We start from the raw sequence: 12,122 nt of genomic DNA on the forward strand, positions 1-12,122 counted from the left end.
AAAAGCGCCCTGCTGCGTTGTAAATCCTCGCCATACCACGCGGTATGGCTGCGGTTTACGCCTTGCCGGGCGCCTTTTTCCGTCGCCAATCCCATCCGCCAGAATAAATCAGCGCTTCTCTAGCACAACGCTTTGCATGGTCGGATACAGGGGTTTGACGATGGATATCATGTTGAAAGCTGCAGGCGTCATGCTTGGCATGATTGTTGGCTTAGCAAATGCCGCAGAAGGAAAGCTTCCTACTGATGTGGCCAAGTACGTGGAGCAGCGCGAAGGCTGTGACCACTTCCGCGGTGAGGTTCCAGACCCACCTGATGCGCAGCGGATGGGAGAGATAGAGCGAGAGATCCGCAAGCTTTGCACAGGGACCGATAAAAAGCTCAATAAGCTGAAGCGCAAGTACGCCAAAGACCAGGCGATAACGACGCGCCTGAATGAGTTTGAGGAAAATATCAAGATGCCAGCATCAACGAATAGGCCATAAGGTAAACCCGGCCCAAGCTTGCACTTCCTGATCCACAAATAGAAACGGCCTCAAAAAGAGGCCGTTTGATTTCAGCGCTTAGCGATCAGACGTCGATATTCCCCGCCCGCAGCGCATTGGTCTCGATGAAGTTACGACGAGGCTCCACCTCATCCCCCATCAGCGTCGTAAAGATCTGATCCGCCGCAATCGCATCCTCGATCTGTACTTTAAGCAGACGACGCACGGTCGGATCCATCGTGGTCTCCCACAACTGCTCCGGATTCATCTCGCCCAGTCCTTTATAGCGCTGCTTGGACACGCCCCGTTCGGCTTCCTCACGCAGCCATTCCATCGCCTGATGGAAATCGCGCACCGCGAATTCCTTCATGCGCTCGCCTTCGCCGCGGCGCACGATGGCGCCTTCGCCCATCAGGCCCTGGAAGGTCGCGGCCGAATCGGCCAGCACGCCGTAATCGGCGCCCGCGACGAAGTCGGCGTCGATCGACGTCACCTGCACGTTGCCGTGGTAGATGCGTTCGATACGCAGGGCATGCTTCTCGGACAGCTCGTCCGAACGCACCTTGACCTGCACAGCCTTGTCGTTGATCGCGCTTTCCATCGCCTTGGCCGATGCCTCGGCGCTCTCGAGCGTCGTCAGGTCCAGCGCCACGCCGCCGCTGAAGATCGCGGTCAGGGCAGCGCGGTCGATCACGCGCGCCAGGCGCAGCATGATGGCGTTGGCCAGGTTGTACTTGCGCGCCAGCTCGCCCAACGCTTCGCCGCTGACCGGCTCCGCGCCTTCGCGCGGAATCAGCGACGCGGTGTTCAGCGCGAACGTCATCATGTAGCTGGCTTCTTCGACATCATCCTTCAGGTAACGCTCGTCGCGGCCGGCCTTGACCTTGTACAGCGGCGGCTGGGCGATATAGATGTGGCCGCGCTCGACCAGCTGCGGCATCTGGCGGTAGAACAAGGTCAGCAGCAGGGTACGGATGTGGGCGCCGTCGACGTCCGCATCGGTCATGATGATGATGCGGTGGTAGCGCAGCTTGTCTACGTTGAACTCGTCCGGGCCGATCGAGGTGCCAAGCGTCGCGATCAGGGTCGTGATCTGTTCCGACGACAGCATCTTCTCGAAGCGCGCCTTTTCCACGTTCAGTACCTTGCCGCGCAGGGGCAAGATCGCCTGGAATTTACGGTCGCGGCCCTGCTTGGCCGAACCGCCTGCGGAGTCACCCTCGACGATGTACAGCTCGGCCAGCGCCGGGTCGCGTTCCTGGCAGTCGGCCAGTTTAGACGACAGGCCCAGACCGTCCATCACGCCCTTGCGGCGGGTCAGGTCGCGCGCCTTGCGCGCCGCTTCGCGGGCACGGGCTGCTTCGACGATCTTGCCGCAGATGATCTTGGCGTCGTTCGGCTTTTCCATCAGGAAGTCGGTCAACGTCTTGGCGACGATTTCCTCGACCGGGCCGCGCACCTCGGACGACACCAGCTTGTCCTTGGTCTGCGACGAGAACTTCGGCTCAGGCACTTTCACCGACAGCACGCAGGTCAGGCCTTCGCGCATATCGTCGCCCGAGATCTCGACCTTGGCCTTCTTGGCAAAGTCGTGCTCGTCGATGTACTTGTTGATCACGCGCGTCATCGCCGCACGCAGGCCGGTCAGGTGGGTGCCGCCGTCGCGTTGCGGGATGTTGTTGGTAAAGCACAGCACCTGCTCGTTGAACGAGTCGTTCCACTGCATCGACACGTCGACCGAGATATTCGTGTTCTGGTCCGACATGCGGTCGCCGGTCGCCTGGAAAACCGTCGGGTGCAGCACGGTCTTGGCCTTGTTGATGTACTCGACGAAGCCGCGGGTTCCGCCTTCGAAGGCGAACAGTTCTTCCTTGCCGGTGCGCTGGTCGGTCAGCTTGATGCTCACGCCATTGTTCAGGAACGACAGTTCGCGGATACGCTTGCTCAGGATCTCGTAGTGGAATTCCACCAGCGTGAAAATCGTTTCGTCGGCCCAGAAATGCACTTCGGTGCCGCGCTTGTCGGTCTCGCCGATCACCTTCATCGGGGAGACTTCGAAGCCGTCGCGGATCTCGATCAGGCGATCCACCGGCACGCCGCGCGTGAATTCCATCTGGTGCACCTTGCCGTTCTGGCGCACGGTTACGCGCAGCAGTTTCGACAGTGCGTTCACGCAAGACACGCCAACGCCGTGCAGGCCGCCCGACACCTTGTAGGAGTTCTGGTTGAACTTGCCGCCGGCGTGCAGCTCGGTGAGGGCGATCTCGGTCGCCGAGCGCTTCGGCTCGTGCTTGTCGTCCATCTTGACGCCGGTCGGGATGCCACGGCCATTGTCGGTGATCGAAATCGAGTTGTCGGAGTGGATCGTGACGTGGATCTCGGTGCAGTAGCCGGCCAGGGCTTCGTCGATCGAGTTGTCCAGCACCTCGAATACCAGGTGGTGCAGGCCGGTGCCGTCCGAGGTGTCGCCGATATACATGCCCGGGCGCTTGCGCACCGCTTCGAGGCCTTCCAGGATCTGGATCGAGGCGGCGCCGTATTCATCCGCGTTTGGGGCGGGATTTTCTGCTGGGATATTCTCGGACATGACTGCTTTCTATATGACTATCTAGTTCAGGCAAATGCATGCGGGCCGCCGGGGCGGCCCGCGCGACGCGTCAAATCCGCATCGGCATGACGACGTACTTGAAGTCGCCATTGTCGGGAATCGAAATCAGCGCCGACGAGTTCGAGTCGCCCAGGGCGATGTTCACCTGGTCGCACTTGAGGTTGTTCAGCACGTCGAGCAGGTAAGTGACGTTGAAGCCGATGTCGATCGAATCGCCGCCGTAGTCGATCTCGAGTTCTTCGACCGCTTCTTCCTGGTCGGCATTGGTCGAGCTGATCTTCATGACGCCCGGCTCGATGATGCAGCGCACGCCCTTGAATTTATCGCTGGTCATGATCGCGGCGCGCTGCAGCGAACGCAGCAGTTCATCGCGGCTGATCGTGAAGTCGTTCTTGTAACCCTTCGGGATCACGCGGGTGTAGTCAGGGAACTTGCCCTCAACCAGCTTCGAGACCAGCTCGATGTCGGCGAAGGTCAGCTTGACCTGCGACGCCGCGATATCCAGGCGCACGGTCTCGTCGCTTTCTTCCAGCAGGCGCTGCAGTTCGATGATGGTCTTGCGCGGGATGATGACTTCCTGGCGCTCGAACTGCTGCTCGGTCTCCACCTGACAAAAAGCGAGGCGGTGGCCGTCTGTAGCTACTGCAATAATGTTGCTGCCGTCGAGCACCAGCAGCAGGCCGTTCAGGTAGTAACGGATGTCTTGCTGGGCCATCGAGAAGTACACCATATTGAACAGGTGCTTCAGCGTTTTCTGCGGCAGGGTCACCGAGGCGTTGTGCGTATCAGCCACCGAGACGGTCGGGAATTCCTCGGCCGCCAGGGTTTGCAGGGCGAAACGCGACTTGCCGCTCTGGACGGCCAGGCGCTTGTTCTGCAGGGTCATCGTGACGTCGCCCGATTCCGGCAGCGCGCGCAGGATGTCGAGCAGCTTGCGTGCGGCCACCGTGGTGCCGGTCACGTCGTCGCCCGAACCGATATTGGCGTGCGTGGTGATCTGGACTTCGGTGTCGGTCGACAGGAAGGACACGTTCTCGCCGTTCTTGCGAATGAGGATATTGGCCAGAATCGGCATGGTGTGCCGACGCTCGACAATACCGCTCACAATCTGCAGTGGCCGGAGAAGCGTGTCTCGGGTGGTTTTGACCAATTGCATAGTTATCCTCAGTACGTTTGAAAGGTGATTTATTACTAAAGCGATATTGTGCCATTGCCTGAGGCAAACGCACAAAAACTGCTCAAGGGCAGGGGATCAACCCTTGAGCGTCTGTTCCAGCACGTGCAGTTCGTGGTTGCACTCTGGATTCTTCTGGCGGTCGCCGGCGATCTTGCGCACCGCATGCAGCACGGTCGTGTGGTCGCGGCCACCGAACAGTTCGCCGATCTCCGGCAGACTCTTTTGCGTCAGTTCTTTTGCCAGGTACATCGCGATCTGGCGCGGACGGGCGATGTTCGCCGGCCGGCGCTTCGAATACATGTCCGCAACCTTGATGTTGAAGAAATCGGCCACCGTCTTCTGGATGTTTTCCACCGAGATCTGACGGTTCTGGACCGATAGCAGATCCTTCAGTGCTTCCTTGACGACATCGATGGTGATGTCCTTGCCGTGGAAACGCGAGTAGGCCAGGATCTTGCGCAGCGCGCCTTCGAGCTCGCGCACGTTCGAGCGCAGGTGCTTGGCCACGAAGAAGGCGACGTCGTCCGACAGGGTCACGTCTTCGGACTGCGCTTTCTTGAGCAGGATCGCCACGCGCATCTCGAGCTCGGGCGGCTCGATCGCCACCGTCAGGCCGGAATCGAAGCGCGAGATCAGGCGGTCGTCCATGCCCGTGATCTCTTTTGGATAAGTATCCGAGGTGATGATGATCTGCTTCTTGGCCGCGATCAGCGCCTCGAACGCATAGAAGAATTCTTCCTGCGTCCGGCTCTTGCCACCGAAGAATTGAATATCATCGATGAGCAGCATGTCGAGCGAATGATAGTAGTGCTTGAAGTCGTCGAAGCCCTTGCGTTGATAGGCGGTGACGACGTCGCGCACGTATTGCTCGGCGTGGATGTAGCGGATGCGCGCATTCGGCTGGTCGGCCATGACCTGGTTGCCGATCGCGTGGATCAAGTGGGTCTTACCGAGGCCGACGCCGCCGTAGAAGAACAGCGGGTTGTACGACACGCCCGGATTGTTGGCGACCTGGATCGCGGCGGCGCGCGCCAGCTGGTTGGCCTTACCGGTCACGAAGCTATCAAAAGTAAGCTCGGTATTGATGCGGCTTTGCTCGCGCTTGGGCGAGTTGGCGATGTTCAGGTTCTGGGTGTGGTTCGGGCCGGCATTCTGGCTGGGGCTCGGGTTTTCGGCGCCAGGCGCAGGGCGCGGGGCGTTGAAATCGACCGTGGCCGTGTTGCCCGACGCGCCTGCGCTGGGTGCATTGCGGGTCGGGTGATTCTTGGGGTCGAGCACGAATTGCACCTCGACCGGCGCTTCCCAATACTGGGCCGCCAGCTCGGTGATGCGAGTAGCAAATTGCGTCTTGACCCAGTCGAGTTTAAAACGGTTGGGCGCAGCGATGCGCAGCTTGCCGTCTTCGTAGTCGAGGGCGACCAGCGGTTTGATCCACGCGCTGAATTGCTGCGGCGTGAGCTCGAGCTCTAGCTGCGCGGATGCGGTCTGCCAAAAATTTTCCATACTTCGCTTTTGATTCGTAACACGCTATTTTACCTGTCCCGGCCGAAGTTATCCACAGGCGCTGCACATATTTTCCACCGAAACGGCGCGCCGCGATGATGCCTTGCCAAGCTGGAAAGGCCGTGCGCCGACGGTTGGCGTTACAACACCCGCCTTGACAGTGGAAGCCGAAATGGAGTCTAATTCAGGGTTCCCCGTCCGTGCGCCAGGCCAGGCTGTCTTTTTCCAGCGGCTGGTGGTTGGGCGAAGAGAGACTTGCTGTGGCATGACGCTGGCGTAACATCGAGCGAAATTGTCATCGGCGCCGAATCTGACGATGACGTCAGACCCGATTTTGCATCTTATTTTGCTTTAAGCGAGACCACCATGAAACGTACTTACCAACCTTCCGTCGTCCGTCGCAAGCGCACGCACGGCTTCCGCGCACGTATGGCTACCCGTGGTGGCCGTCAAGTCCTGAACGCTCGCCGCGCCAAGGGCCGCAAGCGTCTGGCTGTCTAAGTCACGCACCGCAGATCGATTGCGGTCGGTGATGACAGGCGAAGGTTCGCACGACTTCGCGCGCGCTCGGCGCATCGTTAAAACGGATGAATTTTCATCCGTTTTTCGTTTGCGGCCGACGCAAAAAACGGCGCATTTCGTGCTCTACACGCGTCCGAACGGCCTGCCGCATGCGCGGCTGGGCGTCGTTGCGGCCAAGCGTTTCGCGCCGCGCGCAGTGACCCGTAATACGATCAAGCGCATGACGCGCGAGCTGTTCCGCACCAGCGCCCTGGCGCCGGTCGATTGCATCGTGCGCCTGTCGCGCCCCGTCAACGCCAAGGATGGCCCGGCCACCACGCGCGCCCTGAAGGCCGCGCTGAAGGTGGAATTGACGCGCCTGTTCGCTGCACAGCAAGCCCGGCAGCGGCCACAGCCGGCGCCGGCAAGCACGCCATGAAGACGCTGCTCGTCTGGTTGCTTCGCGGCTACCAGCTGCTGCTGTCCCCGATGCTCGGGCCGCGTTGCCGGTTCTATCCCAGCTGTTCCAATTACGCCATCGAAGCGCTGCGCGTCCATGGCGCCGCACGCGGTTCCTGGCTGGCCGCGCGCCGCGTGGGCCGCTGCCATCCGTGGAATGCGGGCGGCCTCGACCCGGTGCCGCCCAAAGACGGCCCCAAGGAATCCCATTCAGCCGCTTGCGGTTGCAACCACTCTTGAAGACTCCAATGGAATTCAATAAACGTACTGTCCTGTGGATCGTGTTCGCCATCTCTCTGATTGTTCTCTGGAACAATTGGATGGTGGCTAACGGCAAGCAGTCGCTGTTCTCGGCGCAACCGCCGGCGCAAGTGGCCCAGCAGAATAAACCGACCGACGTGCCAGCCGCGCCGCAGCCGGGCACCACCGCCGTGCCGGGTGCTCCGGCCGCCGCTGCCACCCCGGGGGCGGCCGCAGGGGCGCCCGGCGACCCAGCCGCGCCAGCCGCACCGGCCAGCCAGATCGTCACCGTCACGACCGACGTCGTGAAAGTCGACATCGACTCGGTCGGCGGCGTCATCAAGCGCCTCGAGCTGCTGCACTACCCGGATCACTTCGACAAGGCCAGGAACCAGGTCCTGTTCAATGTGAACGGCCCGAATGTCTACCTGGGCCAGACCGGCCTGATCGGCACCAGCGCCGCCGGCGTGCTGCCGAACCACACGACGCCGTTCACCGTCAAGTCGGCCCAGACCACCCTGGGCGGCAACAACCAGGCGCAAGTGGTCCTGGAAGCCGAACAGGGCGGCGTGCGCCTGACCAAGACGCTGACCTTCCGCAAGGGCGACTACCTGGTCGGTGTGCGTCATGACATCACCAATATCAGCGCCGCGCCGATCCAGCCTTCGCTGTACCTGCAGCTGCAGCACGACGGCAACAAGCCGGCCACCGATTCCTGGTTCATGCCGAGCTACACCGGCCCGACCCTGTACACCGACGCCGACAAGTACCAGAAGCTGACCTTCGAAGAAATCGAGAAGGGCAAGGCTGACCACTCGACCAAGGCCGATAATGGCTGGGTCGCGATCTCGCAGCACTTCTTCGTCTCGGCCTTCATCCCGGCCGACAAGGCGCCGCGCGACATCTTTACCAAGAAGATCGCCAACAACCTGTACGCGATCGGCACCGTCCAGGCGCTGGGCACCGTGGCGCCTGGCGCGACCGTGTCGAACGATACCCGCCTGTATTCGGGTCCGCAGGACGAGCAGATCCTGGAAACCATCACCCCGGGCCTGGAGCTGGTGAAGGACTACGGCATGCTGACCGTGATCGCCAAGCCGATCTTCTGGGTGATGACCCAGCTGCATTCGATGCTGGGCAACTGGGGCTGGACCATCGTCGCCCTGACCATCCTGATCAAGCTCGCGTTCTTCCCGCTGTCGGCGGCAGGCTATCGCAGCATGGCCAAGATGCGCGTCGTGACGCCGAAGATGCAGGCGATCCGCGAACGCTACAAGAGCGATCCGGCCAAGATGCAGCAGGCCACCATGGAGCTGTACAAGTCCGAGAAGATCAACCCGCTGGGCGGCTGCCTGCCGATCCTGGTGCAGATGCCGGTGTTCTTCGCCCTGTACTGGGTGCTGCAGGCCTCGGTCGAGATGCGCGGCGCCCCATGGATCGGCTGGATCCAGGACCTGACCCAGCCCGACCCGTTCTACATCCTGCCGGTGATCTACGCGGTGTCGATGTACATCACGACCAAGCTGAACCCGCAGCCGACCGATCCGGTGCAGGCCAAGATGATGCTGTTCATGCCGATCGCGTTCTCGGTGGTGTTCTTCTTCTTCCCGTCCGGCCTGGTGCTGTACTGGGTGGTCAATAACATCCTGTCGATCGCCCAGCAATGGGTCATCACCCGCAAGTTCGAGAGCGGCGCGGCCAAGTAATCCCGCAGCCTTTCCATCGAAAGCCCGCGCCTCCCCGGTGCGGGCTTTTGTTTTTGACGCAGCCGTTTCCCCGTACAATCGCTCCATGAAACTCGATACTTCTCCCATCGCCGCCATCGCCACCGCCCCGGGCCGCGGCGGCATCGGCGTCGTGCGCGCCTCCGGCAAGTCGCTCGCCTTCCTCGTTGACGCGCTATTCCCCGGCGTGACGCTGGCGCCGCGCCACGCGACCTATATCCCGTTCAAGGCGGCCAACGGCGACATCATCGACGAAGGCCTGGTCCTGTATTTCAAGGGACCGCATTCGTACACCGGCGAAGACGTGCTGGAACTGCAGGGCCACGGCGGCCCGGTGGTGCTGCAGATGCTGCTGGCGCGGGTGCTGGAAGCCGGCGCGCCGTCCGGCCTGCGCCTGGCCGAGCCGGGTGAGTTCACGCGCCGCGCCTTCCTGAACGATAAGCTCGACCTGGCACAGGCCGAGGCGGTGGCCGACCTGATCGACGCGTCCACCGAAGCCGCCGCGAAATCGGCATCGCAATCGCTGTCGGGGGCGTTCTCGCAAGTGGTGCACACGCTGGTCGAGGGCACGATCAATCTGCGCATGCTGGTCGAGGCCACGCTCGACTTTCCTGAAGAAGAGATCGACTTCCTCGAAAAATCGAATGCGCGCGGCCAGCTGGCCGGCATCATCGAATCGCTCGAAAACGTGTTCCGCCAGGCGGCGCAAGGCGCGCTGCTGCGCGAAGGCTTGAACGTGGTGCTGGTGGGTCAACCGAACGTTGGCAAGTCCTCACTTTTGAATGCGCTGGCCGGGGCCGAGGTGGCGATCGTGACGCCGATCGCCGGCACCACGCGCGACAAGGTGAGCGAGACGATCCAGATCGAGGGCATCCCGCTGAACATCATCGACACCGCGGGCATTCGCGCGGTGAGTGACGAGATCGACGTCGTCGAGCGCATCGGCATCGAGCGCACCTGGGGCGAAGTCGGCAAGGCCGACGTCATCCTGCACCTGCTGGACGCCAACCTGGGCCCGAGCGCGGCCGACGAAGCCATCGTCGCCGCCTTTCCGCAGAACGTGCCGGTGGTGCGCATCTGGAACAAGATCGACCTGTCGGGCCACAAGCCGTCGAAGGACGAGAGTGCCGATGCAGTGCATCTCTACCTGTCGGCCCACGAGAAGCTCGGTATCGACCTGCTGCGCGCCGAGCTGCTGCGCATCGCCGGCTGGCAGCAGACCGGCGAGTCGCTGTACCTGGCGCGCGAACGCCACCTGATCGCCCTGCGCGCCGCGCGCGAACACCTGGAGCTGGCGCGCCAGCATGCGTTGCAGGACGATCAATCGCTCGACCTGTTTGCCGAAGAGCTGCGCCTGGCGCAGGATCAGCTGTCGAGCATCACAGGTCAATTTACGCCGGACGATTTGCTGGGGGTGATTTTCAGCCGCTTCTGTATCGGAAAGTGATTTCGAATCTAGAGAACTCTAGATCAGTCCATTTGATCGCTATCCCCCTATGAAGAGCATCAGAGTAGTGTCCAGTATGTTCCAAAGTTTCCTATAGACATCTAGTGATTTTAGGTACACAATTTGGTACACGTTTTCTCGGCCCGAGAAATCCGTGTACCAAAGGAGTGTACTTATGCCGCGTCAAGCGACCCCCTTAACTGATACGAAGATCAAGTCACTGAAAGCTCGACCGGCGCGATACCGGGTAAGCGATAGTGCAGGCTTGATGCTCGAAGTAATGCCGAGTGGCGCGAAGATCTGGCGCTATCGCTACCAGTTGCACGGTGTACGACACCCGCCTCTCACGATTGGTAACTATCCCGAGATTGGCTTGGGTGACGCCCGCAAACGCCGTGACGAGTGGGCTGCCCTCGTTGCACGCGGTGCATCACCAAAACGTGCGGTGCAAGCCGAGAAAACCGCCATGTTGAACACGGTTGGAGCCTTCGGTAAGTCATGGTTGGACGAACAGCTTGTAGATAAGTCGTCTAGTTACATCACAACGATGCGCCGGCTCATGACCAAAGATGTTTTCCCGATGCTTGGTAGTGTCCCACTCTCGGAGGTCAAGCCTGCTGACATCATGGCCCTGTGCGACAGGATCAAAGCGCGTGGCGCACCAAAAATGGCTTTATTAACACGTAATGCCCTGCGGCGAATGTACGATTTTGCGATCGCGCGTCAGCTCACAGAAAGTAACCCAGCTGCGGCGCTCGTGGCCCGATTCATCGCGACGGAGGAAAGCAGGACGCGTGTCTTGTCGCCGCAGGAAATCGGCGTGGTTCTCAGGGCGATTTATGCATCCGACATCCGGCGTTCTCTCAAGTTAGCGCTGAATCTTCTCTTCATTACGATGGTACGCAAGGCCGAACTCACCGAGGCAACTTGGGATGAGTTCGACCTTGCTGCAGGGGTATGGGACATTCCAGCTGAGCGAATGAAAAAGGATCGCCCCCATCGGGTGTACTTGTCACGCCAAGCGCTTGCCATGCTAGAGGAACTGAAGGCTCATGCAGGGAAGTCGATCTATTTATTTCCAAGTACCCGGGGCGTCAATGACCGTCCGATCAGCAAGAGCACACTGAATCAAGCAGTGCGCGCGTTGTCCATCGACGTTCAACATTTCGTCCTGCATGACTTCCGGCGCATGGCCTCCACCCATCTTCACGAGATGGGGCACTCGTCGGATGCGATTGAACGAACTTTGGCGCACAAGATCGTGGGCATCAAGGGCGTCTACAATCGCGCGGAATATGCAGATCAACGCCGCTTAATACTTCAAGCCTGGGCGGATTTCGTTCAGTCGCAAATGGAGGGCGCTACTGTCACCCCGCTCTTTAAAAAGGCAAGCTGAAGTTGGAAGACAACAATATTCGACAGACGTCTTCGGTAGACACAGATCTGCTGATTAATGAAGTCCGCGTTCAAACACTGGGTGAGCTTGCTCACTTCCACGCACATCTCGAACCAGGTAAAGCTGCAGACGCCTTTGCATCCGAATTTTTTCATCCCATGAGTGCTGATCCGTCGGTCAGTGGTGAACGGTTTCGTGCTGAGTTCGTCAGCGTTCTTGAATCAGGAGCGCAGGCCGACTTGAGGTTTGCAGCTATGACCATTGCTTGTGCCTACTGCGTCGACGTAAGCCGGCTTCTGGCTAGAGGAATGCGCGAACTTGCCTGGCAAAACATGTCGGACGCTCGGTACTGGTGTGGTGTTACGCTTGCCAGTCGTGGCATCGAAGACGCGCGCTCGGCGACGATCTCCGCAACACGCAAGCACACCAGCGACAAAGCAGCGGCAACGAGGGTCGACGAGCGCTTAGCTGTTCAGTATCGTGCGATCATGTTCCTCGCCGTAGCTGGCCTTTGTTCCGTGCAAAAGCTATGCTGGGCGACTTGATTGCTGGATTCAGCAGTCCCAGTATTCAATCGCACCCG

Annotated in this window: 11 protein-coding genes; 8 read left to right on the forward strand and 3 right to left on the reverse strand. The window is 60.5% G+C overall.

Annotated elements, in window-relative coordinates:
- The first annotated feature begins 160 nt into the window (after positions 1-160).
- A complete protein-coding gene (locus E8M83_RS11525) occupies positions 161-484 on the forward strand; it encodes a hypothetical protein (RefSeq protein WP_137173513.1) in 324 nt (107 codons plus the stop codon).
- An 85-nt stretch (positions 485-569) separates the two neighbouring features.
- Here E8M83_RS11525 and gyrB read toward each other — a convergent pair whose 3' ends face one another.
- The 3 genes from gyrB to dnaA all read right to left on the reverse strand — a co-directional run bounded on the left by gyrB (position 570) and on the right by dnaA (position 5,772).
- A complete protein-coding gene (gene gyrB, locus E8M83_RS11530) occupies positions 570-3,071 on the reverse strand; it encodes a DNA topoisomerase (ATP-hydrolyzing) subunit B (RefSeq protein ID WP_137173514.1) in 2,502 nt (833 codons plus the stop codon).
- A 70-nt stretch (positions 3,072-3,141) separates the two neighbouring features.
- A complete protein-coding gene (gene dnaN / locus E8M83_RS11535; RefSeq protein ID WP_137173515.1) occupies positions 3,142-4,248 on the reverse strand; it encodes a DNA polymerase III subunit beta in 1,107 nt (368 codons plus the stop codon).
- Positions 4,249-4,344: 96 nt separating this feature from the next.
- A complete protein-coding gene (dnaA, locus tag E8M83_RS11540; protein WP_137173516.1) occupies positions 4,345-5,772 on the reverse strand; it encodes a chromosomal replication initiator protein DnaA in 1,428 nt (475 codons plus the stop codon).
- A gap of 366 nt (positions 5,773-6,138) precedes the next feature.
- Here dnaA and rpmH point away from each other — a divergent pair, with 366 nt between their 5' ends.
- The 7 genes from rpmH to E8M83_RS11575 all read left to right on the forward strand — a co-directional run bounded on the left by rpmH (position 6,139) and on the right by E8M83_RS11575 (position 12,084).
- The gene (rpmH, locus tag E8M83_RS11545) at positions 6,139-6,273 is read left to right on the forward strand and encodes a 50S ribosomal protein L34 (RefSeq protein ID WP_040378179.1); all 135 of its coding nucleotides are present in this window, start codon (positions 6,139-6,141) and stop codon (positions 6,271-6,273) included.
- Positions 6,274-6,304: 31 nt separating this feature from the next.
- Positions 6,305-6,712 carry a ribonuclease P protein component gene (rnpA, locus tag E8M83_RS11550; RefSeq protein ID WP_137173521.1) on the forward strand — a complete coding sequence of 136 codons (408 nt, stop codon included), beginning with the start codon at positions 6,305-6,307 and terminating at the stop codon, positions 6,710-6,712.
- A complete protein-coding gene (yidD, locus tag E8M83_RS11555; RefSeq protein WP_109345940.1) occupies positions 6,709-6,972 on the forward strand; it encodes a membrane protein insertion efficiency factor YidD in 264 nt (87 codons plus the stop codon). Before rnpA ends, yidD begins: the two co-directional genes overlap by 4 nt.
- Before the next feature lie 8 nt (positions 6,973-6,980).
- A complete protein-coding gene (gene yidC / locus E8M83_RS11560; protein ID WP_137173517.1) occupies positions 6,981-8,678 on the forward strand; it encodes a membrane protein insertase YidC in 1,698 nt (565 codons plus the stop codon).
- 85 nt (positions 8,679-8,763) lie between these two features.
- Complete coding sequence (mnmE, locus tag E8M83_RS11565) at positions 8,764-10,143, forward strand: tRNA uridine-5-carboxymethylaminomethyl(34) synthesis GTPase MnmE (RefSeq protein WP_137173518.1); 1,380 nt, start codon at positions 8,764-8,766, stop codon at positions 10,141-10,143.
- A gap of 175 nt (positions 10,144-10,318) precedes the next feature.
- Complete coding sequence (locus E8M83_RS11570; RefSeq protein ID WP_137173519.1) at positions 10,319-11,539, forward strand: tyrosine-type recombinase/integrase; 1,221 nt, start codon at positions 10,319-10,321, stop codon at positions 11,537-11,539.
- Positions 11,540-11,541: 2 nt separating this feature from the next.
- On the forward strand, positions 11,542-12,084 hold the full coding sequence (locus tag E8M83_RS11575; protein ID WP_137173520.1) for a hypothetical protein: 543 nt from the start codon (positions 11,542-11,544) through the stop codon (positions 12,082-12,084).
- Positions 12,085-12,122: the final 38 nt, after the last annotated feature.

This window comes from Massilia sp. HP4 (assembly GCF_005222695.1).
Lineage (GTDB): Bacteria > Pseudomonadota > Gammaproteobacteria > Burkholderiales > Burkholderiaceae_D > Telluria.